Raw genomic sequence first — 23,929 nt, 5'->3', positions numbered from 1 at the left:
ACTCTTCTCTCCACATAGCGCGCATGTTGATCGAGACTGAAGCGACGCCCAATCCGGCCACCGTCAAATTCATCCCCGGCCGTGTGGTCATGGGCATGGGCACCCGCGATTTCGCTACGCCGGAGGAGGCGGAAGCTTCGCCCCTGGCGGCGGCGCTCTTCGATCTGGGCGATGTGACCGGCGTGTTCTTCGGCGGCGACTTCATTTCCGTGACCATCGCGCCCGGCGCGCAGTGGAGCGATGTGAAGCCCGATATCCTTTCTGTCCTGCTCGATCATTTCTCGGCCAATATGCCGCTTTTCACGGCAGGTTCGGCCGCCGAAATCTTCGTGCCGGAAGAGGAGGAATTTGCCGACGACCCCGAAGACGCGGAAATCGTCGCACAGATTCGCGAACTCATCGACACCCGCGTCCGCCCGGCCGTGGCCAATGACGGCGGTGACATCGTCTATCGCGGCTTCGACAAGGGCAAAGTCTATTTGAGGATGCATGGCGCCTGCTCGGGCTGCCCTTCCTCCACCGCAACGCTCAAAAACGGCATCGAACAACTGCTTAAACATTATGTCCCCGAAGTGACCGAGGTTCTTGCGGTCTGAGAGCAGGCGCCAATTGGCAAACCGGCCCTGATCGACTAACCGCTGATTTACGCGTCCCATCGGACGAACGGATTACAGGGGTTTTCTTTGCGCATTTTGGTCATCGATACCGCGACACAGGCGCTGTCCGTGGCGCTGCTCGATGACGGCGCAACGATCGGCCATTTTCATGAGATAGTGGGGCGCGGCCATGCAGAGGCCCTGCTCCCCGCCATCGCCGCCATGCCTGACGGGGGCAAGGCGGACGCCATTGCCATCGACGTGGGACCGGGCAGTTTCACCGGCGTGCGCATCGGCATCGCCGCCGCCCGTGCCCTGGCGCTGGCCTGGAGCATCCCCCTCCATGGCTATGGCGCATTATCGCTGATCGCGGCCATGGCAGCGGCTGGTCATGAGGATGGTCCTCTGGCCGTCACCATCACCGGCGGCCATGGCGAATTATTCTGGCAAAGCTTCTCTCCGGACGGGCTGACCCCACTCACCGCTCCCGCCTCCACGCCGATCGCGACTCTGGCGGGACAACTCGACCAGCCTCTGCTCTACGGCACCGGCGCCGAAGCACTGGTCACGGCGCGCGGCCATGGCACGGCGATCAGCCTCTATCCCGATGCTGCCGCCTATCCGTTGATCGCGGCCCAACCTGCCCTGCCGCCCTCCCCCATTTATTGCCGCGACGCCGATGCGCGTCCCATGGCGGAGCGGACGGCGTCATGATCTCCGGCCTCACCCTCGACAGCTATGACGAAGGCGAGCGCAATGCGATGAGCGACGCCATGGACATCATGGCCCGCGCCTTCGACCCGGCCTATGGCGAGGCGTGGACTCTGCCGCAGCTTGCCGGTGTGATGACCATGCCCGGAACGTGGCTCACCATCGCCCGGATCGATGCCGCGCCGCTGGGCTTCGCGCTGGTCCGTTCCGTACTGGACGAATGCGAATTGCTGTTGCTGGCGGTCAGCCCGCTCTGGCGCGGGCGAGGCGTTGGCGAAACGCTGCTGGTCGAAAGCCTCAAGATAGCGCGCCGACGGGGCATTACGTCGATGAATCTGGAAGTTAGGGCATCCAATACAGCCATCAGACTGTATGAAAAAATCGGATTTGAATATGTACACCGTCGCCCCGGTTACTATCGCGGTAACGACGGACAACTTCACGATGCACTAAGCTTTCGTATCGATATGCTTAGATAACCAGAATAGCCTCTTGCCAAAAAGAAACCATGGGTATAGCCCGCCTGTACCGCTCCTGAAATGATTTTCCTCGGGCGGGTCGCATTATCAAATAGCCTTCGCAGGAAAAATAAATGGAAAACGAATCCGCACAGAGCGAACTGCTCATTACTTTGACCTCGGACATCGTGGCGGCTCATGTCTCGAACAACAGCGTTGCTGTCTCTGACGTATCTACGCTGATTCAAAATGTTCACGCCGCGCTTTCGGGTCTCGCCACGCCGACCGCCGCGCCGGAAGTGAAGCCGGAACCCGCCGTGTCGGTGCGCTCGTCGATCAAGCCTGACTACATCATCTGCCTGGAAGACGGCAAAAAGCTGAAGATGCTGAAGCGTCACCTGATGACGCATTATCAGATGACGCCGGAAGATTATCGCGCAAAGTGGGGCCTGCCGGCCGACTATCCGATGGTCGCGCCCAACTATGCCGAACAGCGTCGGAGCCTGGCGAAGAAAATCGGTCTGGGGACCAAGCGCCGCCGTACCCGCGCCGCCAAATAATATAGCCCCCCTGCGGGCAAAACTCATGCAAAAAGGGGGCGTGCTGATGGCACGCCCCCTTTTACGCTATGGCAAAAGCCGCTAGGCTCCTGCCGATTTACCCAAATTCCAGTTTAAGTGAGCCTGCATGAACCGCAAGATCGACGTTGAAGCCCTTTGCCATGAAAAGGGCCTGCGCATTACCGAACAGCGCCGCGTCATCGCCCAGGTGCTGAGCGACGCCACCGACCATCCCGATGTGGAGGAATTGCACAAGCGTTCTTCCGCCATCGACCCCGGCATTTCCATTGCCACCGTCTATCGCACCGTCCGTCTGTTCGAAGAGGCCGGCATTCTGGACCGCCATGATTTCGGCGACGGCCGCGCCCGCTACGAAGCGGCGCCCGAATCCCATCATGACCATCTGATCGATGTGGAAACCGGCAACGTCATCGAATTCGTCGATCCGGAACTGGAACAACTCCAGCGGCAGATCGCTGAAAAGCTCGGCTTCCGCCTGGTCGACCATCGCATGGAACTGTACGGCGTCGCACTCGACCGCAAGAACTGAGGCAGCTTGGCCAGACTTCGACGTATCGGGCGCACCGGAGCGCTGGCCGGCAGCCTGCTGCTGTGCCTGGTCCCGCATCTGCTTTGGCGCGCCGCACGGCGGCGTTCACCCTGGCCGCAGCGTTTTTTGGGACTCGCGGCGCGCTCCGTCGGCGCCCGCGTGCGGATAGAGGGCCACCCCTTTCGCGGCGACAGCTTCATCATCGCCAATCATGTGAGCTGGGTCGACATATTGGCGCTGGGCGGCGCGACCGGCACCGCGTTCGTCGCGCATGACGGCATAGCGGGCTGGCCGGTCATCGGCTGGCTCGCGGCGCAGAACAACACGCTGTTCGTCGCCCGCAACCGGCGTGGCGCGCTTTCCTCACAGATCGATGCGCTGCGCACTGCGCTGGCCGGGCATCAGCCGGTGGCGCTGTTCCCCGAAGGCACAACCAGCGACGGCACGGGCCTGCTGCCCTTCAAACCCTCGCTGCTCTCAGTCCTTCTCCCGCCGCCCCGGTCGGTGCGAATCCAGCCGGTCCATATCGATTATGGCGCGGCCACGTCCGAAATCGCCTGGCACAGCAACGAACCGGCAGGCGCCAATGCGAAAAAACTGCTCGAACGCAAGGGCCGCCTTGACGTCACCCTGCGCTTCCTGGAACCGTTCGACCCCGCAATCTGCCCGGATCGCAAGGCACTGGCAGCGGCAACGCAGGAAAGGATCGCGGCCAGCCTGTCAAAGCACCTGCCGCCTTCCCCTCGCCACGCGCCCCCTGTATAGCTGGATCGCATGAATCGGTACGACGCCCAAAAGACTCCAGCGACATTCCACGTCAAATCCTTCGGCTGCCAGATGAACGTCTATGATGGCGAGCGCATGGCCGAGATGCTGGGCGAGCGCGGCATGACCCCCGCAGCCGAGGGCGCAGAGGCGGATCTGGTCATCCTCAACACCTGTCACATCCGTGAAAAGGCGGTGGACAAGGTTTATTCCGACATCGGCCGCATGACCCGCGAGGACGGCACGCGCCCGATGATCGCCGTCGCGGGTTGCGTCGCGCAGGCGGAGGGCGGGGAAATCCAACGCCGCGCCCGCAATGTCGACATCGTCGTCGGTCCGCAGGCCTATCATCGCCTGCCCGATCTCATCGACAAGGCGGGACGTGGCGAGCAGGCCGTCGACACCGACATGCCGCTGGCGTCCAAATTCGGCGCCCTGCCCGCCCGTACCAAACAGGCGCGCCCCACGGCCTTCCTGACGATCATGGAAGGCTGCGACAAATTCTGCACCTATTGCGTCGTGCCCTATACGCGCGGCGCGGAAATCAGCCGCACATGGTCCGCGATCCTCGACGAAGCGAAAGCGCTGGTCGATGGCGGCGTGCGGGAAATCACCCTGCTTGGCCAGAACGTCAATGCCTGGACGGGCGAGGACGACAAGGGCCGTGTTCAGGGGATGGACGGCCTCGTCCATGAACTGGCGAAGATCGATGCCCTGAAGCGCATCCGCTACACCACCAGCCATCCCAATGACATGAGCGACGGCCTGATCGCCGCCCATGGGGATGAACCCAAGCTGATGCCCTTCCTTCATCTCCCGGTGCAGTCGGGCAATGATCGCGTGCTGAAGGCCATGAACCGCAGCCACAGCGCCGACAGCTATCTCCGCATCATCGAGCGCGTCCGTGAAGCTCGCCCGGACATAGCCCTTTCCGGCGACTTCATCGTCGGCTTCCCCGGCGAAACTGACGCCGAGTTCGAGGACACGCTCAGGATCGTCGAGCAGGTCCGCTACGCCCAATGCTACAGCTTCAAATATAGCCCGCGTCCCGGCACCCCCGCCGCCGACATGGACGGCCAGATTCCGGCCGAGGTGATGGATGAACGCCTCGCCCGCCTCCAGGCCCTGATCAACCGGCATCAGGTCGAATTCAACGCCGCCACCGTCGGCCGCACCACCGACATTTTGCTGGAGCGCAAGGGCCGCCATCCCGGTCAGCTCATCGGCAAGACCCCGTGGCTCCAGTCCGTCCATGTCACCGCGCCCGAGTTCAGCATCGGTGACATGGTCGAAGTCGATATCATCAGCGCCGGCCCGAACAGTCTGGCCGGCGAACCCAGCAGGAGGAAGGCCGCTTGAACCCAAAACCAGTCGTTCCCGTGGCAACGGGAACCCATCTCCAAACCTGTCCGCCAGGCTCAACCAGAAGGAGATGGATACTCGCCCATGCGAGTGTGACGGGTGAACAGGGAGGCTGCTGAATGTCCAAGAAACCGAACCAGAACCATCGCGGTGAAGTCGCCGAACGCGCCCGGCTGGAGGTGACTTTCGACCGTCCGCATTTGCTGGGCACCCTCTTTGGCCAATATGACCAGAACCTCGTCGCCATCGAGAACCGCCTCGGCGTCTATATCGCGGCGCGCGGCAACAAGCTCCAGATCGAGGGTGAGGCCGAAGCCGCCGCCCGCGCCCGTGACGTGATGACGGGCCTCTACAACCGCATCGTCGCCGGTCAGGAAATCGACGCCGGCGCGGTCGAAGCGGTGATCGCCATGTCCGCCGAACCGACGCTGGACGGCATCATCCGCCATGACGTGGCCGAACCGCCCAAGGTGATGATCCGTACGCGCAAGAAGACCATCGTCCCGCGCTCCGCGACGCAGGTGACGTACATGGAAGCGCTCACCCGCAACGACATCATCTTCGCCCTTGGCCCGGCGGGCACCGGCAAGACCTATCTCGCCGTCGCGCAGGCGGTGAGCCAGCTCATCACCGGCAGCGTCGACCGCCTGATCCTGTCCCGCCCCGCCGTCGAAGCGGGCGAGCGCCTGGGCTTCCTGCCCGGCGACATGAAGGAGAAGGTCGACCCCTATCTCCGCCCGATCTACGACGCGCTTTACGACACGCTCCCCGCCGAGCAGGTCGAACGCCGCATCGCGTCCGGCGAGATCGAGATCGCGCCCCTCGCCTTCATGCGCGGCCGCACGCTGTCCAACGCCTTCATCGTGCTGGACGAAGCGCAGAACACCACCATCGCCCAGATGAAGATGTTCCTCACCCGCTTCGGTGAAGGCAGCCGCATGGTGATCTGCGGCGATCCGCGGCAGGTCGACCTGCCGCAGCCGGGCATTTCGGGTCTGGCCGACGCCGTGACCCGTCTTGAGGGCGTGGACGGCATTTCGGTCGTGCCCTTCGGCATTGGCGACGTCGTCCGTCACCCGGTCGTCGGCCGCATCGTCCAGGCCTATGAGGGGCCGGATGCCTGAACATTGCCCTTTCGTGGAGTTCCCAGAAAATGATTGAAGTCGCCGTCCTCCACGATCAGGGCTGGCCCGATACCGATTGGGAACTGCTCGCCCAGCGTGCCGTCGTCGCCGCGATCACGCACAGCCCCTATGCGGCCTTCGCAGCCGACGAGGCGCTGTACGAAGTCGCGGTCAAACTCACCACCGACGAAGAAGTCCATCAGCTTAACCGCGCCTATCGGGACAAGGACAAGCCGACCAATGTCCTGTCCTTCCCGATGGTGCAGTCCGACCTGCTGGAAGCCACCGCGAACACCGACGATGGCGAAGTCATCCTGGGCGATATCGTGCTGGCGGAGGGCGTCTGCGCGGCCGAAGCCGCCGAAAAAGGCATCTCCATTATCGACCATGCAACCCATCTGATCATTCATGGCACTTTTCATTTGCTGGGATATGATCATATGGAGGACGCCGAGGCCGAAGCGATGGAGGCTCTTGAGACGCAATCGTTGCTCAGCCTTGGCATTTCCGATCCCTATGGGGATCGCTAAAAGAGGAAAATAGGAAATAAAATGGCGGAAGGCAGTCCTAAGGACGGCAACGGTTCGAAGGAACCGGACAGTAGTAGCCACGAAGGCGGTTTATGGAGCGGCCTGAAGTCGCTGCTCTTCGGAGAGGAAGAAAGCCACAGCCTCCGTCAGGAGCTGGAGGATACACTCGACGAATATGATGAGGAACGGCAGGACGAGGACGCGTCCCATGCCGCCAAGGGCGACCTATCGGCGATCGAGCGCCAGATGGTCCGCAACCTCCTTCATTTTTCCGAACATACGGTCGACGACGTCGCCGTTCCCCGCGCGGACATCATCGCCATTGAGGAAAAGGCAAGCTTCGCCGACCTCGCGGCGCTGTTCGCGGAAGCCGGGCACAGCCGCATTCCGGTCTATCGCGAAACGCTCGACACCATTGTCGGCATGGTCCACATCCGCGACGCCTTCGCCATCCTGGCCGGCAAGGCGCCGGTTCCCGACACGCTGGAACCGCTGATCCGCCAGCCGCTCTACGTGCCCGAAAGCATGGGAGCACTCGATCTTCTCGCGGAAATGCGCGCCAAGCGCACCCATCTCGCCATCGTGCTGGACGAATATTCGGGCACCGAAGGCCTGCTCACCTTCGAGGATCTGGTCGAGGAAATCGTCGGCGAAGTCGAAGACGAGCATGACGAGGAGCCCGAAGCGATGCTCGTCCCGCTGGAAGGCGGGCTCTGGGAAGCCGATGCCCGCGCCGAACTGGAGGATGTCGCCAAGGAAATCGACGAAAAGCTGGCCGATATCGAGGAGGATGTCGATACGCTGGGCGGGCTTGCCTTCGTGATTGCCGGTCGCGTTCCCGAACCGGGCGAAATCATCGAACATCAGGAAAGCGGTTGGAAACTCGAAATATTGGCCAGCGACGGACGCCGCGTCAGCCGCCTGCGCCTCCACCCGCCAGCGGCACGGAAGATCGAGGAAGACAGCTGATCCGGAAACGCCGGCGGGTCAACGCCCGCCGGCCGGCTCGACCGCCTCGGCCAGCAACCATTCAAGTGCGGGTTCGGCCAGCGAGAATATCCGCAAATAAGGCTGGGTCATGACCCGCCGCACCTGCATCCGGGCAATGACGCTGGGCGTCACAATGGCGATCCGCCGCGCCTTAGGAAAATCCCCGAGATTGCGACCGAAGGCGCCCACAGCATCCTGCGTCTGGACAGCGCTATCGGTCATGTCCATCCGCAGCAAATAGCCCGGCTGAAAACCTTGCTCGATAAATTGCCGTTTCAGCAGCCGCGCATAATCGGCAATGATCTCATCAGTGAATATGCCCTTCCACCGAATGTCCAGCAGGTTGAGATCATGCCGGAAATCAATCACATACATGCCATTTCTCCAACCTCGGCCATGCTCCCGAAAAATTACCGAAGGCTTACATCCAACCTGCAATTATTATGGATGCAGATGAGCCACGCCCCGGAAATATTAACCGCTTGGCGCTAAATCCCCGCCGATTGGCGGGATGATGGGCGATCATGCGACAGGAAAGACGGACATTGGCGGCGGCAAGGCGCGTATCGATGGAGAGCGCACCATGGAGCACCCTCGAAAAGCGGCTTTTCACCCTAGTCTGCCTCTTCACCCTCTTTTTCGTCTGCGTCACGCCCCCTTTTCAGGCACCTGACGAAAACCAGCATTATATGAAGGCGCTACTGCTCTCCGAAGGGCATCTCCTGACACAGCAGCGCGGCGTGATGATCGGCGCCGAACTGCCGCGCTCCGCCATCGACCTTCACGATATCCATTTCCCGACCGGCGCTTCCACCACAGCCCGCCTGTTCGACAAGAGCATGCTGTCCAGAGCGTGGGCCGCCGAGGAAGCGGGCGCGAAGGACCGCCGTTTCGCCGATTTCCCCAATGTCGCCAACTACGCCCCTACCCTCTATGCGCCCGGCGCCGTGGGACTAGCGGCGGGCGACCGTCTCGGCCTGCCCCGGCTCGGCGCCTTTTACAGCGGACGGATCGCCAATGCCCTGTTTGCGCTGGCCGCGCTCGGTGCGGCGCTTGCCCTGCTGCCCTTCGGTCGCAACGCCATGCTCGCCACGGCGCTGTTGCCGACCTTCTGCTATCAGAACGGATCGCTCTCACCCGATGCTGTCATCAACGGCGTCGGCTTTCTCGGCCTCGCCCTTGCGCTCCGCATCGGTTTTACCCCCTCTACCCCGATCAGGAACGTGGCTCTGTTCCTCACCGCGCCGCTTCTTGCCCTGGCCAAGGGAGTCTATCTGCCGTTGATGGCCGCAGGGTTGCGCTGGCCCGACGACCGGCGGGACGTTCGCCCGGTGCTGCTGCTCGCCGCCATGGCGCTGGGCGCGCTTGCCTTCATCCTCTGGATGAAATTCTCCGGAGGCAGCCAGGCGCTCTACCATATCGTGTCGCGCAAAACCGGCGAAACCGTCACGACCGCGCCGCTAGCCGCGCAAATGGCGGTGATCCTGCGCGATCCCCTGGCCTATCTCCATATCCTTGCCACGAGCATCGCGGAGCGCGCGCCCGTCTATGCGCTGCAGATCGCCGGCCGCTTCGGCTGGAACGCGATCCTGCTGCCACTGTTCGCCTATCCGCTGGCGCTGTTGATGCTGGGCGCCGCCATTGGCAGCGGATCGACCATGCGCTTTTCCCTCGGCCAGCGGCTCTGGTGGCTCGCCATCGCGGCGGGTGCGGGTCTGCTGATCGAAACCGCCATGTATCTGACCGGGACAGCGCTTGGCGCGGACTATATTCAGGGGACGCAGGGCCGCTATTTCCTGCCGATCCTGCCGCTCGCCCTGCTCGCCCTCATGCCCGCCGATCCGATCCGGGGCGCCCGCGCGCTGTTCGCCGGGTCGGCTTTGCTGCTGCTGTCAGTCGCCGCCGCGACCGCGTTCGACAGCTTCTGGGTCCATGGCTTCGTCACCGCCGATGGCATGCCCCCCTATCACAGCCTCGCCCGCGCCATCGCCCAGCCCTCGCCGCGCTGGTAGCCAGACGCCGCAAAGCGCCAGCCAGCCCAGCCCCTCGATCCATCCGGCCAGCACGTCGCTCGGCCAATGCACGCCCAGCCAGACCCGGCTGATTCCGATCAGCGCAATCGCCAGCCCCGCCCCGACATAGGCGGAACGCTGTCCCGCCAGCATCGCCAGCGCCCCGAAAAAGATCATGTTCCCCGCCGCATGACCGCTGGGAAAACTATAGCTGTCCACATTATCGAGATGCGGCAGCAGATCGGGCCGGGGCGCTGCAAAGCCCTGTTTAAGCGCGAGATTGAGCAGCGTCCCGCCCAGCACCACCCATAGCAGCCAGAACGCACGGCCCCGCGCACGCCGCCAGAGGCCGATGATGCAAAAAACCAATAAGGCGAAACGTCCTGCCGTCCCACCCACGGCCGACGCCATTTGCATGATCCCGGTCACGGACATGCCCACGGCGCTGTCCCGCATCCGCCCCATCATCTCCATCGCCCCGACATTCAACATGTCGAACAGCCCGTTCCGCTGGGCCAGCGCTATCGCCAGCACGCAAAAAAGCGCGAGAGCCAAAGCCCCCGCGCCTTTCGCGACGTGCCCTTGTTGTGGCCGGATTTGACGCCGATCAGATATGAAGCGCGCGCCCATAAGCGGCGAGCACGCTTTCATGCATGGATTCCGAGATGGTCGGATGCGGGAAGACCGTGTGCATCAGTTCCGCCTCGGTCGTCTCCAGCGTCTTGCCGATGGTGAAGCCCTGGATCATTTCAGTCACTTCCGCGCCGATCATATGGGCGCCCAGCAACTCGCCCGTCTTGGCGTCGAACACCGTCTTGGTGAAGCCTTCCGCCTCGCCCAGAGCGATCGCCCTGCCATTGCCGATGAAGGGGAACATGCCGACCTTCACTTCATATCCGGCTTCCTTCGCCTTGGCTTCGGTCAGGCCGACGCTGGCGATCTGCGGATGGCAATAGGTGCAGCCCGGAATATTGCGCACGTCCATGGCGTGCGGATGCTTGCCGGCAATCGCCTCGGCCGCGATCACACCCTCATGGCTCGCCTTGTGCGCCAGCCATGGTGGAGCGGTCACGTCACCGATCGCCCAGATGCCGTCCACATTGGTCTTGCAGCTCGGGTCGGTGACGATATGGCCGCGCTCGGTCTTCACGCCCAGCGTTTCCAGGCCGATATTCTCGGTATTGGGAACGATGCCGATGGCGACGATGACATGGCTGTATTCGCCATTGACGATCTTGCCGTCCTTGCCCTTGATCGCGGCCTTGACGCCATTGGCCCCGACTTCCAGCTTCTCGACGCCCGCGCCGGTCATGATGGTCATGCCCTGCTTCTTGAGCGCCTTTTCGAGGAATACGGAGACATCTGCATCCTCAACCGGCACCACGCGGTCCAGCATCTCCACCACGGTCACATCCGCGCCCATGTCATTATAGAAGCTGGCGAACTCGATCCCGATGGCGCCCGAACCGATGACCAGCAGCTTGCCAGGCATTTCCGGCGGGGTCATGGCATGGCGATAGGTCCACACCCGCTTGCCATCCGCCGGGGCAAAGGGCAGATCACGCGCGCGGGCGCCGGTGGCGACGATGATGTGCTTCGCCGTCAGTTCCTCGGTCTTGCCGTCCTTGGTGACGCTGAGCTTGCCTTTCGCGACCAACTTGCCGTCGCCCATATGGACGGCGATCTTGTTCTTCTTCATCAGGTGCGTAACGCCCTGATTGAGCTGCTTTGCAACCCCGCGCGAGCGCTTCACGACGGCTTCAATGTCCGCACTGATCTGTTCAGCGGCCAGGCCATAATCCTTGGCATGCTGCATATAATGATAGATTTCCGCCGAACGCAGCAGCGCCTTGGTCGGGATGCAGCCCCAGTTGAGGCAGATGCCCCCCAGATTTTCGCGCTCGACGATGGCGGTCTTCAGGCCCAGCTGGGCCGAACGGATCGCGGCAACATAGCCGCCGGGGCCGGAACCCAGAACGATGACATCGTAATTCTCAGCCATTACTACTCTTTCTTCTGTACAGGAAGATGAAGGTCAGTCCGCCGAAGGGGTAAAGGGCGGCACGGAACGGGGCTGGCGATCCTCACCGATCGCGACGAAGGTAAAGGTCGCCTTCGTCACCCGATAGGATCGGTCGTCAAGGCGCGTCCGGCGCCACGCTTCGACGGCGATCTTCATGGACGTCCGCCCGACCGACACCAGCTTGGCGAAGACCGACACTTCGTCGCCCACGACGACGGGCCGCAGAAAAGTCATACCCTCAACGGCAATGGTGACAGCGCGCCCATGGCTATGCCGCGCTGCGACCGATCCCGCGGCCGAGTCCATAAGGCTCATCAGCCAGCCGCCGAAAATATCCCCATAAGGATTGGTGTCGGCGGGCATGGCGATGACCCGCACGGCCGGGCTATCTTCCGGCGGCTGCTCCTCCACGCCAGCCATCAGGCCAGCATCCCCAGCGGATTTTCAACCAGTTCGCGGAAGGCCTTCATCAGACGGGCGCCGTCAGCGCCATCGATGGCGCGATGGTCGAAGCTGCCCGTGGCCGACATGACCGTCGCGATCTGAAGCGAATCATCGACGACGAACGGACGCTTCTCACCTGCGCCAATGGCCATGATCATGGCCTGCGGCGGGTTGATGACGGCTTCGAACTGCTTGATGCCGAACATCCCCATGTTGGAGAGCGAGGCGGTGCCGCCCTGATATTCCTCCGGCTTCAGCTTGCCGTCCTTGGCGCGGGACGCAAGGTCCTTCATCTCGGTCGAAATCGCGGCGACGCCCTTGCTGTCGACCCCGGTCACGATGGGCGTGATCAGGCCGCCGGGGATCGACACCGCGACGCTGATGTCGGCGCGCTTGAACTGGAGCATCTGGTCGCCGGCGAACTGCACGTTGCACTCGGGCACCTGGACCAGCGCCACGCCCAGCGCCTTGATCAGCAGGTCGTTGACGGACAGCTTGACGTCGCGCGACGCCAGACCCGCATTCAGCTCAGTCCGCAGCTTGAGCAGCCTGTCGAGCTGCACATCGACGGTCAGGTAAATATGCGGCACCTGCTGCTTGGACTCGGTCAGGCGGCGCGCGATGGTCTTGCGCATGCCGCTGAGCTTGATGGCTTCATGCGGAATGCCGAAATCCTGTGCGGCGGCGGGCGCAACCGCCAGCGCGGTGGCCGGGGCAGCGGCCGGAGCCACAGCCTTGGGCGCGGGCGCGGCGCCTTCCAGATCGGCCTTCACCACGCGGCCATTGGGGCCAGTCCCCGACACGGCAGCCAGATCGATGCCCTTCGCTTCAGCCAGACGGCGCGCGAGAGGGCTGGCCTTCACCCGATCATCCGACGCAGCCTTTACCGGCGCCGGCGTGGAAGCAGCCGTAACCGCGGGGGCAGCCGCCGCCTTGGCCGGAACCGGATCGACCTTGGGCGCTTCCGCCTTGGGTGCCGAAGCGCCGCCGGCGGCGGCCGCCGAAACATCCTCCCCCTCCTCGGCGATGATGGCGATGACGGTGCCGACCTTCACCCCTTCGGAGCCTTCGGCCACCAGGATCTTGGCAACGACGCCCTCATCGACCGCTTCGAACTCCATCGTCGCCTTGTCGGTCTCGATCTCGGCCAACAGATCACCGGACGAAACCGTGTCGCCCTCCTTCACCAGCCACTTCGCGAGCGTCCCTTCTTCCATGGTCGGGGACAGTGCGGGCATCTGGATCGTTTTGCTCATGAACTGGGGGCCTCTCATCTAGTAGAGCCTATAGCGATGACAGCCGTTTCGGCCCTTTATCCGGGGCGGTCAAGGCCATGGCTTGCGTCCGGCCCGATATTAGGTCACATTTCACCAGACTGGTTCGCTATTAACCAAATGGGTTCAGAGAGCCACGACAACGTCCCGGCAAATGGGACTTTTGTACTTCTGATTGGGCAAGCAATGCGGACATATCTGGTTGTCGTCGACGAATCGCCCGAGGCGGAGACAGCGCTCCGTTTCGCCGCCCGCCGCGCCGCCAAGACTGCGGGCACGGTCCGTATCCTGGCGCTGATACCGCCCGCCGAATTCGTCCAATGGGGCGGCGTGCAGGCGACCATGGAAGATGAAGCCCTGCAACGGGCCGAAGCGCTGGTGACAAGCGCCGCCGGCACGCTCACCGACGAATCCGGCATCCGCCCCAGCATCACCGTGCGGCAGGGCGATCCGGTGACGGTCGTGCGCCGCACGCTGGAGGAAATGGACGATGTCGCCGCGCTGGTGCTGGGCGCCGCCGCCAGCGGCCCTCCGGGCGTCCTTGTCTCGCATTTCGCGGGCGCCGATGCGGGCAAGCTGCCCTGCCCGATCATGATCATCCCCGGTGGTCTGGATGCCGAAGCCATCGACCGGTTGAGCTGATCCCGCCCCCCAACAGAAGCGGGGATGACGGGCCATCACGTCACCGCCGATGCTTCCCCCGCTTCGACCCGATATGGCGGATATTGGCGGGCCGCCCGCGCTTGATCCCCGGCCGCGCCCGGTCCTTCCGGAAGCTCGGCCGCTGCGGCAGGGCATCGGGCAATTCGAAGCGCAACGCCCCGTTGATCGGATCGGCCTCCGCCAACCGCAACTGCAAACGCTGTCCCACCGTATAGCGGTCCCCGCTTTCGACGCCCTCCAGCGCGCGCCCAGCCTCGTCATAGAAGAAGCGCTCGTCGCCCAGGGTCGACACCGGCACCAGCCCGTCGCCGCCCAGACCCTCGACCGTCGCGAAGAAACCAAAGCTCTGCACCCCGGTAATCCGCGCCTCGACCAGATCGCCCACATGCGCCGCCAGAAAGGCCGCGACATAGCGATCGATCGTCTCGCGCTCCGCCTCCATGGCGCGCCGCTCATGGCCGCTGATCATCTCACCGACGCGGCCCATATTCTCCATATCCTCGCCGCTCAGCGAAGACCGCTCAGGAATGACGCTCCCCTTGGGCGCGGGCAGTTCCAGCCCATAGGCACCCACCAGCGCCCGATGCACCAGCAGGTCCGCATAGCGCCGGATCGGTGAGGTGAAATGGGCATAGGAGCCAAGCGCCAGCCCGAAATGCCCCTCATTTTGCGGCGTATAATAGGCCTGGGTCTGGCTGCGCAGGATCTGCTCCATGATCTGCGGCTTTTCCTCGGCTTCTCCCACCCGTTCGATCAGCCGGTTGAAGGTTGCCGGCTTCACCACCTGCCCCAGCGCGAATTCGATGTCGAAGGTCGCCAGATAGTCCTTCAGCGCCACCAGCTTGTCGCGGCTCGGCGGTTCATGGACGCGATACATGACCGGCGCCTTCTTCTGTTCCAGCGCCTTGGCCGCCGCGACATTGGCGGCGATCATATAATCCTCGATCAGCATATGCGCGTCGAGCCGCTCCCGCACCGCCACGCTGACGATCTTGCCATATTCATCCAGCACCACCCGCCGCTCCGGCAGGTCCAGCGCCAAAGGCTCCCGTTTCTCCCGCGCCTTGCGCAGCAGCGCCCAGCAGGCCCAGAGCGGCTTCAGCGCCGTCTCCAGCAGATCAAGCGGCTTTTCGCCATTGATGGCCGCCTGCGCATCCTCATAGGCCAGCACCGCCGCCACTCGGATCACCGCGCGGGAAAAGCGCCAGCTCTTCACCTTGCCCGAAGCATCGACAACCAGATGACAGGCCATGGCCGCCCGATCCTGCCCGGCCCGCAGCGAACACATGTCAGAGGAAAGCTGATGCGGCAGCATCGGCACGACCAGATCGGGGAAATAGACGCTGTTACCGCGCTTCCTCGCCTCGCGATCCAGCGCGCTCCCCGGCCGCACATAGTAGCTGACATCCGCAATCGCGACGATGGCCTTGTATCCGCCCTCATTCGCCGGATCGTCATCCGGCGCCGCCCAGACCGCATCGTCATGGTCCCGCGCGTCCACCGGATCGATAGCGACGATGGGCAGATGGCGCAGATCTTCCCGCTTCTCCTCATGCAGAGCCAGGCCGGAAGCCGTTACCGCCTCCTCCTCGACCCGCTCCGAAAAGACATGCGGAATGCCATGTTTGTGAATGGCGATCAGACTGAAACTGCGCGGCGCAAAGGGATCGCCGAGAATATCCGTCACCCGCGCGCTGATGCGGGGCGGCCGCCCCACCGGCTCGGCCAGCACCAGATCGCCCTTCTTCGCGGTCCCGACATCCGAAATCGGCGTATCCCGCCTGATCCGCTTGTCGACGGGCCGCAGCCACAGCTTGCCGCCCTCGCCCTCCTCGACCACGCCCAGCAATTCCTCGCTGGCCTTGGCGAGCTTCTTCATCGGATGCGCGACCCAGCCGCGCCCGGCCTCTTCCGTCCGCGCCAAAATCCGGTCGCCGATGGTCAGCGCACCGCGTTTCCCACGCTCCACGACCCTCAGCCGGGGCGCGGGCTGCCCCTCCGCCTCCCAGCGCTCCGGCGTCGCAATCAGTGTGGTGTCGTCGACATCGACGATCCGCAACACCGTGACCTTGGGCACGCCGCCCATCTTGTGAAAGGCCCGCGCCGGACCGATGTCAACCAGCCCCTCATCCGCCATGTCCTTGAGCAACGCCTTGAGCGCGATCTTTTCCTGCCCCTTGAGGCCGAAGGCCTTCGCGATTTCCCTTTTCCCTGCCGGCTGGTCGGAGGAGGTGATGAAATCCATCACCTGATCGCGCGTGGGGAAACCGGCAGGCCGCACCTTGGTGCGCGAAGCGGCGGATTTCTTGTTCTTTTCGGTCGATGCCATGGACCAGCTATAGGGAGAGCCGCCCCTCAGCGCCAGTGGTCCATGGCAAGAGCCGCCGGGAGGGAGGTTCCAGCCCGAAACGCCCCCTCCCGGCAGTCAAGCCCTGCTCATTTGTCCAGCGCGTACTGCACGGTCAGCGTCACCGACGACCCGACCTGCCCCGGCTCGACCGGCGTGGCGGGCGCGGCATCGGCCTTGAACCGCGCCGACACCATCATCGGCATGGGCGGATTGCCGCCGCTGTTGCTCTCCGCAATCGACACCAGCCGCGCGGAACGATAGCCCGCCGCCTGCGCATAGAAATCGGCCTGCGTCTTGGCACTTTTCAGAGCCGCCGCCCGTGCCTGCGCCAGCATCGGGGCAGGATCGCTGATCGAGAAGCTTGGCCCGTTCACATTGGTCGCCCCAGCCTCCACCATGGTGTCGAGCAGCGTGCCGACTTTCTTGATGTCGCGCAGTTTCACCGAAAGCTGGTTCGACGCCTCATAGCCGATGAAGCGCGGCCCGGACGGCTGGCCATCGCGATTGCTGTAATCATATTGCGCCGACAGGTTGATGCCGCTGGTCTGGATATCCTTCTTCGGGATGCCCGCCTTCACCAGCGCGGCGATCAGCTTGTCCATCTGCACGGCATTGTCGCGCATCGCCTGCGCGGCGGTCTGCGCACGGGTCTGAACGCCGGTGCCGACCGTGGCCATGTCGGGCGCGGCTTCGACGTTTTCCGTAACGTTCAGCGTCACGACCGGCGCGGTTTCAGCGATGGTGACACTGGTTTGCGCGATGGCTGCGGTAGGCAGCGCGGCGCCAAGGGCTATCAGGGCGAATGTTGATTTCACAGGGCTTTCTCCTCAAAAAGCGATGCATGTCATTTGTAACGATTGCGATGAACGGACGCTGACATGCGTTGAAAGCCGTCAGAAAGCTTCCGGTTCCCCCTCTTGCCCCGAAGCCCGCAACGCGACTTTCTGTTTTCCGCATTTTATCTTCGATGAACTTCGTTTCCGGGCCGTCAGGTGGTTCCACCTGGCTTGAAAATGCTCTAGCTGCACGCCCATGGCGGCTCCCATTCTCTCCTTCGAAAATCTTGGCCTTTCACAAGGCACCCATTGGCTTTTCCGCAACCTCGACATTTTTGTCGGGGAACGCGACCGGCTGGCGCTGATCGGCCGCAATGGCGCGGGCAAGACGACTCTGCTGAAGCTCATCGCCGGCCAGATCGAGCCGGACGAAGGCACTCGTTCGGCCCGGCCCGGCGCCCGCGTCATCATGCTGGAGCAGGACCCCGACGTCAGCGGCTATGCGACACTGCGCGACTTCGCACTGGCCGGCCAGTTCGCCCCGCCCGCCCATGAGGTTGAGGCCATTGCCAGCCAACTCGGCACCGACCTCAACCGCGACGCCTCCACCGCCTCCGGGGGCGAACGCCGACGCGCCGCCATCGCCCGCGCGCTGGCGAGCGAACCCGACCTGCTGCTGCTGGACGAGCCGACCAACCATCTCGACATCGACGCGATCGACTGTCTGGAGGGCTGGCTCAGCCGCTATAATGGCGCCTTTGTCGTCATCAGCCACGACCGCGCTTTCCTGACCCGTCTGACGCGCCAGACGCTGTGGCTGGACCGGGGCGGCATCCGCCGCAACGAAATCGGCTTCGGCGGCTTCGAGGAATGGATGGAAGCCGTCTATGCCGAGGAAGCCCGCGCCGCCGAGAAACTCGACGCCAAGCTCAAGATCGAAGCCCATTGGCTGGAACGCGGCGTCACCGCCCGCCGCAAGCGCAATCAGGGGCGCCTCGCGAAACTCTGGGAAATGCGCGCCCAGCGCGCCGCCATGGTCGGGCCGCAGGGCGTCGCGAAGATCGCCGTCGCCGCCGACGACAGCAAGACGAAGAGCGTCATCACCGCCGAGCATGTCACCAAGAATTTCGGCGACAGGACGGTCATCAAGGATTTCTCCCTTCGCATCCAGCGCGGCGACCGCATCGGCATCGTCGGCGGCAATGGCGCGGGCAAGACCACGCTGCTGAAGCTGCTGACCGGCGAACTCGCGCCCGACTCGGGGCAGGTCAAACAGGCCAAGTCGCTCGACATGATCTTCATCGACCAACAGCGCAGCCTGATGCAGCCGGACAAGCGTGTCCGCGACGTGCTGGCGGAAGGCGGCGACTGGATCGACGTGCGCGGGGTGCGCAAGCATGTCCATGGTTATCTCAAGGAGTTTCTCTTCGACCCATCGCTGGCCGAAGCGCGCGTCGGCACCCTGTCCGGCGGCGAACGATCCCGCCTCCTCTTCGCCCGCGAATTCGCCCGCGAATCGAACCTGCTGGTCCTTGACGAACCGACCAACGACCTTGACCTCGAAACGCTCGATCTGCTTCAGGAAGTCATTGCCGACTATGACGGCACGGTGCTGATCGTCAGCCACGACCGCGACTTTCTCGACCGCACGGTGACGGTGACGCTGGGCCTCGACGGCTCGGGCACGATTGACGTGATCGTGGGCGGCTATGCCGACTGGGTCGCCAAGCGTCAGCCGAAGAACGCGCCCAGAGCCGAGAAGAAGACCGCCCCTCCCCCGCCGCCCAAGACTGCGGCGACCAAGCTCAGCTATAAGGACCAGCGCGACTTCGACCTGCTCCCCAAGCGCATCGAGGAGATCGAGGCCGCCATTGCCCGTGATGAGGAGGCTCTGGCGGACCCCAATCTCTACAGCCGCGACCCAGGAAAATTCGATGTTCTCACCAAGGCCATCGAAAAGGCCCGCGCCGAAAAGGACGCCGCCGAGGAGCGCTGGCTGGAACTGGCGGAAAAGGCCGAAGGGTTAACCGCCTAGAAGCCCTTGCGTCGATCCCGTCATTTGATAGCCATAGGCACGATCAAGGGACAGGCGCATGGAACAGACCACCGCGATACAGGATAGGGACATGATCGATGGCCATCATGCCGTCCATTATGTCAATCGCGTCGGCTGGCTGCGCGCCGCCGTGCTGGGCGCCAATGACGGCATCGTCTCGACCGCCAGCCTGCTGACGGGCATCGCGGCATCGGGCGCATCGCGCGACGCGATCCTCCTGTCAGGCATAGCCGCGCTCTTCGCCGGGGCGATGTCCATGGCGGCGGGCGAATATGTCTCCGTCAGCGCCCAGTCCGATACGGAACGCGCCGATCTGGCCAAGGAAAAGAAAGCTCTAGCCCAGCAACCCCATGTGGAATGGGAAGAACTGCGCGACATCTATATCGCGCGCGGCCTCAAGCCCGATCTTGCCGGGCAGGTGGCGACCCAGTTGATGGAGGCCGACGCGCTGGCAGCCCATGCCCGCGATGAACTGGGCATTTCCGAAGTCAGCACCGCGCGCCCCATCCAGGCTGCGCTCACTTCCGCCGCAACTTTCGCCGCCGGCGCCATCTTCCCGGTGCTTGCCGCGGTCATTGGACCCGGCTCCACCGCCATCGCCACCGTCGTCGTCACTTCGCTTCTCTGCCTGGCCCTGCTTGGGCTTATCGGCGCGTGGCTGGGCGGCGGCCATTGGGTGCGATCCGTGGCGCGGGTCACTTTCTGGGGCGTGCTGGCGATGGCCATAACCGCTGGCGCAGGAAGGCTGTTCGGCGCCGCCATATGATGACAGGGCAGTTTCAATTTCCAAGGAGAGCTACATGACCGATATTCAGCAAATCCCCCTCAAGACCATCAAGGGCGCCGACGCCAGCCTTGCCGACTATGCGGGCAAGGTCGTTCTGGCAGTCAATGTCGCCTCCAAATGCGGCCTGACCCCGCAATATGAGGGCCTCGAAAAGCTCTACAGCGACTATAGGGATCAGGGTCTGGTCGTCGCCGGCTTCCCCGCCAATGATTTCGCGGGCCAGGAACCGGGCGGCAATGACGAGATCGCGACCTTCTGCACCACCAATTTCGGCGTCGATTTCCCGATGTTCGAAAAGATCGTCGTCTCTGGCCCGGAAAAGCACCCGCTCTACGCCGCGCTCACCAGCGCCCAGCCCGAAGCGCAGGGCGAGGGGGGCGCCTTCCGCGAAAAGCTTCAGGGCTATGGCCTCACGCCCAATCCGGAACCGGAAGTCCTCTGGAATTTCGAGAAATTCGTGATCGCCAAGGACGGCACGGTCGCCGCCCGCTTTGCCCCCACGACCGCGCCCGATGACGCGGCGCTCATCGCCACCATCAAGGCCGAACTCGCCAAGTGAAAGTGAATGGTGCCGGATGAGGGGATCGAACCCCCGACCTTCGGTTTACAAAACCGCTGCACTACCGCTGTGCTAATCCGGCGCGTCCGTTTCGGACGGACGCGCCTTACTATCAGATGATGCCGAACGTCCAGCCCTCCGTTGCTGCTATTTTTTCCGTCAACAATGGCGGCGTCCACAGGCTTGGGCGCGGCGCTGCACGGCGGAGCCAGGCTGCGGTGAGAATCGCATCGGCCCCATGATCGTCCGGGGGCAGCCCTTCATGCGGCTGCGATTCGATGGCAAGCAGTGCATCGTTCAATGCCGCAAGGTCGCGCATCTTGGCCCGCCCTTTAGGACGCCCGGCAGCGCGGGCAGCAATGCTTGTGTAGATTTCCACGACCAGCGAGCCGACCGGGCGCGGCGGGTCGAAGGGCCAGACCGGAACATGAGCATGGACATGGTGGAGCAGGCGCATCCCCGCAAAGCTCGCCTTGGCCACCTGCGCCGCGCCAATGACGTCATAAACGGTGGAGGGCTTGCCGCCGCCCTGCGCGTTATAATGGGCTTCGCACTGGCGATTGTGCATATAGTCCGCCTTCGCGCCGTCCGCCTTGCCGAAATAGAAATGACGGCGATGGGTGCGTTCGAGCAGGCTGGCCGCGCCCAGATCCTCATCCTGACAGATGCCATCGACATAGGCCCAGAAAGCCGGACCGTTGATCGGCACGTCATCGCCGGGAAGATAGCTTTGGCGCGCGACATAGGGCGGCGCAAAACTGAAATCGAAGCCAAATAGGGTTGGTGCCTCATGAGCCGCCCGGATCAACCAATTAGAGCAGTGAGCGCAAAGTAGGAATCGCGGACGATTCCTTTTTGCGCGGATTTGTGATTCATGTGCCTGTGGAGGTGAACCATGGGCAGAGCATATTCGGCTGATTTGCGGGAACGGATATCGGCGCACGTAAGGGCGGGACACTCGCGCCGGGCGGCGGCCCGCCATTTCGGTGTGAGCGCGAGTTGCGCAGTGAAGTTGTTGCAGCGAGTGGAACGAACAGGTTCGGCTGCTTCTTCACGAATAGGGCGGCCACGCGGCGCTGGTAAGTTGGCGCCGTATATGGCCCGGTTGACGGGCTGGGTGGATAGGGAACCAGACATCGGCATGTCGGAGCTGTCCAACAAGCTTGCAGCGGAGACGGGCGTAGTTGCCCATCCGGCATCCCTCTCGCGGGTGCTGATCCAGGCTGGCTATCGGGTAAAAAAAAACGCTGCTGGCCAGCGAGTGCGGACGCGATGATGTCGCTCATGCGCGACTGCGATGGCGCCTCGACCGGCAGCCGCAGATGCGCGCAAAGCCTCATCACCTCGTCTTTCTGGATGAGACGGCGACCACCACGAAGATGACCAAGCTTCGTGGCCGGGCGCCAAAAGGAGAGCGTCTCAAGGCCCGCGCTCCGTTCGGTCATTGGAAAACGCAAACCTTCATCGCGGGGCTGCGCTGCGATTGCTTGGTTGCCCCGTGGGTGATCGACCAACCGATGAACCGGCGCCTGTTCGAAACCTATATCGAAACCCAGTTGGCGCCAACGCTCAGCCCCGGCGATGTTGTGATCGCCGACAATCTGTCGAGCCACAAAAGCGAAAAGGTCAAAGCCTGCCTTAAAGAGCGAGGTGCGTGGATCCTTTTCCTCCCCGCTTATTCACCCGATTTGAACCCAATAGAAATGGCCTTCGCTAAATTGAAATCGCACCTGCGACGGATCGGGGCGCGGACCATCGATGAGCTATGGAAGGCTCTCGGACATATCTGCGACCTCTATTCTGCCGAAGAATGTTGGGAATATTTCAAGGCCGCCGGATATGCGTCCAACTAATCGCTCACCGCTCTAGCCACGGCCTGCCGGGACCAGAAGCCGCCGCCCTCAGGATGCTGGAGCGTGGGAACGCCGTCACCAGCTTCGCAAAGGGCGACAGCAATGCCCTTGTGGCGGGACCCTTTTGCGCCCGACCAGTCGATCACGGCATAGCGGGCAAAATGCGGCGTCATTGCTCGCGGCGTTCGGTTCTCAGGCGGTTCCAATAGGCGATGCGTTCGGCAATGCGCGCCTCAAAACCGCGTTCTGTTGGCGCATAGAAGGTCTGGGGCTGCATCTCCTCCGGCCAATAATTGTCGCCGGAAAAGCCGTCCGCCGCGTCATGGTCATAGTGATAACCCTTGCCATAGCCGATGGTCTTCATGAGCTTGGTCGGGGCGTTCAGAATGTTTTGCGGCGGCATCAGCGAACCGGTTTCGCGGGCGGACTTCCACGCCGATTTCATGGCGCTGTAGGCAGCGTTCGATTTGGGCGCGGTGGCGCAATAGAGGCAAGCCTGCACGATGGCGAGTTCGCCTTCGGGAGAGCCGAGAAATTCATATGTGTCCTTGGCGGCCAGGCACTGGACCACGGCCTGCGGGTCGGCAAGGCCAATATCCTCCACGGCGAAGCGGACAAGGCGGCGCAGGACATAGAGCGGCTCCTCGCCCGCCGTCAGCATGCGCGCGAGATAGTAGAGCGCGGCCTGCGGGTCGGAGCCGCGCAGGCTTTTGTGAAGCGCCGAGATGAGGTTGTAATGCCCTTCCCGGTCCTTGTCGTAAACCGCGACACGGCGGTGCAGCAAAGCCGAAAGCCCGGCGGAATCCAGCGGTTCGGGAATATCGATGGAATAGAGGGTTTCCACCTGATTGAGCAGGAAACGCCCGTCACCATCGGCGCTGGCCAGCAGGGCATCCCGCGCGGCCGGGTCCAGCGGCAGGGGACGGCCCGTCAGCGCTTCGGCACGGTCGAGAAGCTGTTCGAGGGCGCCCGCGTCAAGGCGACGCAGGATCAGCACCTGCGCGCGCGAGAGGAGCGCGGCGTTGAGCTCAAAGCTCGGATTCTCCGTGGTCGCGCCCACAAGCGTGACGGTGCCGTCCTCCACGAAAGGAAGAAAGCCGTCCTGCTGCGCCCGATTGAAGCGGTGGATTTCATCCACGAAGAGCAGCGTCTTTTCGCCACGCCGGGCATATTCCCTGGCAGCGGCGAAAACCTTCTTGAGATCGGCCACACCGGAGAACACGGCGGAGATCGGCTCGAAACGCATGCCGACCGCATCGGCCAGCAGACGAGAGATGGTGGTCTTGCCCGTGCCCGGCGGCCCCCAGAGGATGATCGAGGAAAGGCGCCCGGCGGCGACCATGCGGCCAATGGCGCCTTCCGGGCCGGTCAGATGATCCTGTCCCACCACATCAGCCAGCGTGCGCGGACGCAGCTTGTCCGCCAGCGGGGCATCCGCCGGAGTGGTGGTGGGCAAATCGTCGGGAGCGAAAAGGTCAGCCATCGC

25 protein-coding genes, 1 tRNA gene and 1 pseudogene are annotated in these 23,929 nt (G+C 63.4%); 16 read left to right on the top strand and 11 right to left on the bottom strand.

What is annotated here, in order from left to right; translation table 11 throughout:
• Nucleotides 1-23: 23 nt before the first annotated feature.
• The 10 genes from HUK73_RS05110 (at nt 24) to HUK73_RS05065 (ending at nt 7,625) form a co-directional block, all read left to right on the top strand.
• Nucleotides 24-596 (top strand): NifU family protein, encoded by a 573-nt coding sequence (locus HUK73_RS05110; protein ID WP_176590937.1) that lies wholly within the window; start codon nt 24-26, stop codon nt 594-596.
• A gap of 87 nt (nt 597-683) precedes the next feature.
• Entirely contained in the window at nt 684-1,310 is a 627-nt protein-coding gene (gene tsaB, locus HUK73_RS05105; protein WP_176590936.1) for a tRNA (adenosine(37)-N6)-threonylcarbamoyltransferase complex dimerization subunit type 1 TsaB, read from the top strand.
• A complete protein-coding gene (locus HUK73_RS05100) occupies nt 1,307-1,786 on the top strand; it encodes a GNAT family N-acetyltransferase (RefSeq protein WP_176590935.1) in 480 nt (159 codons plus the stop codon). Before tsaB ends, HUK73_RS05100 begins: the two co-directional genes overlap by 4 nt.
• A gap of 113 nt (nt 1,787-1,899) precedes the next feature.
• Nucleotides 1,900-2,325 (top strand): MucR family transcriptional regulator, encoded by a 426-nt coding sequence (locus tag HUK73_RS05095; protein ID WP_176590934.1) that lies wholly within the window; start codon nt 1,900-1,902, stop codon nt 2,323-2,325.
• A 127-nt stretch (nt 2,326-2,452) separates the two neighbouring features.
• Nucleotides 2,453-2,875 carry a Fur family transcriptional regulator gene (locus tag HUK73_RS05090; RefSeq protein WP_176590933.1) on the top strand — a complete coding sequence of 141 codons (423 nt, stop codon included), beginning with the start codon at nt 2,453-2,455 and terminating at the stop codon, nt 2,873-2,875.
• Between the two features lie 6 nt (nt 2,876-2,881).
• Nucleotides 2,882-3,640, top strand: coding sequence for a 1-acyl-sn-glycerol-3-phosphate acyltransferase (locus tag HUK73_RS05085; RefSeq protein ID WP_176590932.1), 759 nt, complete (start codon nt 2,882-2,884; stop codon nt 3,638-3,640).
• Nucleotides 3,641-3,649: 9 nt separating this feature from the next.
• Nucleotides 3,650-4,999 (top strand): tRNA (N6-isopentenyl adenosine(37)-C2)-methylthiotransferase MiaB, encoded by a 1,350-nt coding sequence (gene miaB, locus HUK73_RS05080; protein WP_176590931.1) that lies wholly within the window; start codon nt 3,650-3,652, stop codon nt 4,997-4,999.
• A 122-nt stretch (nt 5,000-5,121) separates the two neighbouring features.
• Entirely contained in the window at nt 5,122-6,126 is a 1,005-nt protein-coding gene (locus tag HUK73_RS05075; RefSeq protein ID WP_176590930.1) for a PhoH family protein, read from the top strand.
• A gap of 29 nt (nt 6,127-6,155) precedes the next feature.
• A complete protein-coding gene (gene ybeY, locus HUK73_RS05070; protein ID WP_176590929.1) occupies nt 6,156-6,656 on the top strand; it encodes an rRNA maturation RNase YbeY in 501 nt (166 codons plus the stop codon).
• Between the two features lie 21 nt (nt 6,657-6,677).
• The gene (locus HUK73_RS05065; protein ID WP_176590928.1) at nt 6,678-7,625 is read left to right on the top strand and encodes a hemolysin family protein; all 948 of its coding nucleotides are present in this window, start codon (nt 6,678-6,680) and stop codon (nt 7,623-7,625) included.
• Between the two features lie 18 nt (nt 7,626-7,643).
• Here HUK73_RS05065 and HUK73_RS05060 read toward each other — a convergent pair whose 3' ends face one another.
• Complete coding sequence (locus HUK73_RS05060) at nt 7,644-8,021, bottom strand: STAS/SEC14 domain-containing protein (RefSeq protein WP_176590927.1); 378 nt, start codon at nt 8,019-8,021, stop codon at nt 7,644-7,646.
• A 149-nt stretch (nt 8,022-8,170) separates the two neighbouring features.
• Here HUK73_RS05060 and HUK73_RS05055 point away from each other — a divergent pair, with 149 nt between their 5' ends.
• The gene (locus HUK73_RS05055; protein ID WP_176590926.1) at nt 8,171-9,658 is read left to right on the top strand and encodes a DUF2142 domain-containing protein; all 1,488 of its coding nucleotides are present in this window, start codon (nt 8,171-8,173) and stop codon (nt 9,656-9,658) included.
• Here the strand turns inward: HUK73_RS05055 and HUK73_RS05050 are convergent.
• The 4 genes from HUK73_RS05050 to HUK73_RS05035 are packed head-to-tail and all read right to left on the bottom strand — an operon-like array spanning nt 9,539 to nt 13,381.
• Nucleotides 9,539-10,288 (bottom strand): phosphatase PAP2 family protein, encoded by a 750-nt coding sequence (locus tag HUK73_RS05050; protein WP_176590925.1) that lies wholly within the window; start codon nt 10,286-10,288, stop codon nt 9,539-9,541. The two genes, HUK73_RS05055 and HUK73_RS05050, sit on opposite strands and share 120 nt — an antisense overlap.
• Nucleotides 10,266-11,660: a dihydrolipoyl dehydrogenase gene (gene lpdA, locus HUK73_RS05045; RefSeq protein ID WP_176590924.1), complete on the bottom strand. Its 1,395-nt coding sequence runs from the start codon at nt 11,658-11,660 to the stop codon at nt 10,266-10,268. The genes HUK73_RS05050 and lpdA overlap by 23 nt, the downstream gene beginning before the upstream one ends.
• 33 nt (nt 11,661-11,693) lie before the next feature.
• Entirely contained in the window at nt 11,694-12,101 is a 408-nt protein-coding gene (locus HUK73_RS05040) for an acyl-CoA thioesterase (protein ID WP_176590923.1), read from the bottom strand.
• Complete coding sequence (locus tag HUK73_RS05035; protein WP_176590922.1) at nt 12,101-13,381, bottom strand: pyruvate dehydrogenase complex dihydrolipoamide acetyltransferase; 1,281 nt, start codon at nt 13,379-13,381, stop codon at nt 12,101-12,103. The genes HUK73_RS05040 and HUK73_RS05035 overlap by 1 nt, the downstream gene beginning before the upstream one ends.
• Nucleotides 13,382-13,585: 204 nt before the next feature.
• On the opposite strand from HUK73_RS05035, the gene HUK73_RS05030 reads away from it, so the two are divergent.
• On the top strand, nt 13,586-14,041 hold the full coding sequence (locus HUK73_RS05030; protein WP_176590921.1) for a universal stress protein: 456 nt from the start codon (nt 13,586-13,588) through the stop codon (nt 14,039-14,041).
• A gap of 40 nt (nt 14,042-14,081) precedes the next feature.
• Here HUK73_RS05030 and rnr read toward each other — a convergent pair whose 3' ends face one another.
• Together rnr and HUK73_RS05020 are read right to left on the bottom strand one after the other, a co-directional pair.
• The gene (gene rnr / locus HUK73_RS05025) at nt 14,082-16,391 is read right to left on the bottom strand and encodes a ribonuclease R (RefSeq protein WP_176590920.1); all 2,310 of its coding nucleotides are present in this window, start codon (nt 16,389-16,391) and stop codon (nt 14,082-14,084) included.
• A gap of 107 nt (nt 16,392-16,498) precedes the next feature.
• Nucleotides 16,499-17,227 (bottom strand): SIMPL domain-containing protein, encoded by a 729-nt coding sequence (locus HUK73_RS05020; protein ID WP_176590919.1) that lies wholly within the window; start codon nt 17,225-17,227, stop codon nt 16,499-16,501.
• Nucleotides 17,228-17,444: 217 nt separating this feature from the next.
• Here HUK73_RS05020 and HUK73_RS05015 point away from each other — a divergent pair, with 217 nt between their 5' ends.
• From HUK73_RS05015 to HUK73_RS05005, 3 genes are read left to right on the top strand one after another with little or no spacing between them, the layout of a single operon-like run.
• Nucleotides 17,445-19,223, top strand: coding sequence for an ABC-F family ATP-binding cassette domain-containing protein (locus tag HUK73_RS05015; protein WP_176590918.1), 1,779 nt, complete (start codon nt 17,445-17,447; stop codon nt 19,221-19,223).
• 58 nt (nt 19,224-19,281) lie between these two features.
• Nucleotides 19,282-20,010, top strand: coding sequence for a VIT family protein (locus HUK73_RS05010; protein WP_176590917.1), 729 nt, complete (start codon nt 19,282-19,284; stop codon nt 20,008-20,010).
• Between the two features lie 34 nt (nt 20,011-20,044).
• Nucleotides 20,045-20,590, top strand: coding sequence for a glutathione peroxidase (locus HUK73_RS05005; protein ID WP_176590916.1), 546 nt, complete (start codon nt 20,045-20,047; stop codon nt 20,588-20,590).
• Between the two features lie 7 nt (nt 20,591-20,597).
• Here HUK73_RS05005 and HUK73_RS05000 read toward each other — a convergent pair.
• Nucleotides 20,598-20,672, bottom strand: a tRNA-Thr gene (locus tag HUK73_RS05000).
• 30 nt (nt 20,673-20,702) lie between these two features.
• Nucleotides 20,703-21,407 (bottom strand): annotated as a pseudogene (locus HUK73_RS04995) (hypothetical protein); the annotation flags it as partial.
• Nucleotides 21,408-21,485: 78 nt separating this feature from the next.
• Here HUK73_RS04995 and HUK73_RS04990 point away from each other — a divergent pair.
• Nucleotides 21,486-22,443 (top strand): IS630 family transposase gene (locus HUK73_RS04990; RefSeq protein WP_176591283.1). Its coding sequence is split into 2 segments (ribosomal slippage): nt 21,486-21,827 and nt 21,829-22,443, totalling 957 coding nucleotides; the frame shifts between segments, so codons are not numbered across the junction.
• On the opposite strand, the gene HUK73_RS04985 is transcribed toward HUK73_RS04990, so the two are convergent.
• A complete protein-coding gene (locus tag HUK73_RS04985; protein WP_176590056.1) occupies nt 22,440-22,616 on the bottom strand; it encodes a hypothetical protein in 177 nt (58 codons plus the stop codon). The genes HUK73_RS04990 and HUK73_RS04985 overlap by 4 nt on opposite strands.
• Nucleotides 22,613-23,926, bottom strand: a complete 1,314-nt coding sequence (locus tag HUK73_RS04980) for a replication-associated recombination protein A (protein WP_176590915.1) — start codon at nt 23,924-23,926, stop codon at nt 22,613-22,615. The genes HUK73_RS04985 and HUK73_RS04980 overlap by 4 nt, the downstream gene beginning before the upstream one ends.
• Nucleotides 23,927-23,929: the final 3 nt, after the last annotated feature.

Source organism: Sphingobium sp. EM0848, assembly GCF_013375555.1.
Lineage (GTDB): Bacteria > Pseudomonadota > Alphaproteobacteria > Sphingomonadales > Sphingomonadaceae > Sphingobium.
Note: the sequence above shows the minus strand (reverse complement) of the source record. Positions and strands in the feature narration are given on the sequence as shown.

Bases quoted from the DNA above. Each gene is read 5' to 3' on its own strand.
- HUK73_RS05075 (WP_176590930.1), top strand. From the start codon at position 5,122: ATGTCCAAGAAACCGAACCAGAACCATCGCGGTGAAGTCGCCGAACGC.
- HUK73_RS05060 (WP_176590927.1), bottom strand. From the start codon at position 8,021: ATGTATGTGATTGATTTCCGGCATGATCTCAACCTGCTGGACATTCGG.
- rnr (WP_176590920.1), bottom strand. From the start codon at position 16,391: ATGGCATCGACCGAAAAGAACAAGAAATCCGCCGCTTCGCGCACCAAG.
- HUK73_RS05030 (WP_176590921.1), top strand. From the start codon at position 13,586: ATGCGGACATATCTGGTTGTCGTCGACGAATCGCCCGAGGCGGAGACA.
- HUK73_RS05055 (WP_176590926.1), top strand. From the start codon at position 8,171: ATGCGACAGGAAAGACGGACATTGGCGGCGGCAAGGCGCGTATCGATG.
- lpdA (WP_176590924.1), bottom strand. From the start codon at position 11,660: ATGGCTGAGAATTACGATGTCATCGTTCTGGGTTCCGGCCCCGGCGGC.
- HUK73_RS05100 (WP_176590935.1), top strand. From the start codon at position 1,307: ATGATCTCCGGCCTCACCCTCGACAGCTATGACGAAGGCGAGCGCAAT.
- ybeY (WP_176590929.1), top strand. From the start codon at position 6,156: ATGATTGAAGTCGCCGTCCTCCACGATCAGGGCTGGCCCGATACCGAT.
- HUK73_RS05050 (WP_176590925.1), bottom strand. From the start codon at position 10,288: ATGGGCGCGCGCTTCATATCTGATCGGCGTCAAATCCGGCCACAACAA.
- HUK73_RS05035 (WP_176590922.1), bottom strand. From the start codon at position 13,381: ATGAGCAAAACGATCCAGATGCCCGCACTGTCCCCGACCATGGAAGAA.
- HUK73_RS05095 (WP_176590934.1), top strand. From the start codon at position 1,900: ATGGAAAACGAATCCGCACAGAGCGAACTGCTCATTACTTTGACCTCG.
- HUK73_RS05065 (WP_176590928.1), top strand. From the start codon at position 6,678: ATGGCGGAAGGCAGTCCTAAGGACGGCAACGGTTCGAAGGAACCGGAC.
- miaB (WP_176590931.1), top strand. From the start codon at position 3,650: ATGAATCGGTACGACGCCCAAAAGACTCCAGCGACATTCCACGTCAAA.
- HUK73_RS04980 (WP_176590915.1), bottom strand. From the start codon at position 23,926: ATGGCTGACCTTTTCGCTCCCGACGATTTGCCCACCACCACTCCGGCG.
- HUK73_RS05015 (WP_176590918.1), top strand. From the start codon at position 17,445: ATGGCGGCTCCCATTCTCTCCTTCGAAAATCTTGGCCTTTCACAAGGC.
- HUK73_RS05040 (WP_176590923.1), bottom strand. From the start codon at position 12,101: ATGGCTGGCGTGGAGGAGCAGCCGCCGGAAGATAGCCCGGCCGTGCGG.
- HUK73_RS05110 (WP_176590937.1), top strand. From the start codon at position 24: ATGTTGATCGAGACTGAAGCGACGCCCAATCCGGCCACCGTCAAATTC.
- HUK73_RS05010 (WP_176590917.1), top strand. From the start codon at position 19,282: ATGGAACAGACCACCGCGATACAGGATAGGGACATGATCGATGGCCAT.
- HUK73_RS05005 (WP_176590916.1), top strand. From the start codon at position 20,045: ATGACCGATATTCAGCAAATCCCCCTCAAGACCATCAAGGGCGCCGAC.
- HUK73_RS05090 (WP_176590933.1), top strand. From the start codon at position 2,453: ATGAACCGCAAGATCGACGTTGAAGCCCTTTGCCATGAAAAGGGCCTG.
- HUK73_RS04985 (WP_176590056.1), bottom strand. From the start codon at position 22,616: ATGACGCCGCATTTTGCCCGCTATGCCGTGATCGACTGGTCGGGCGCA.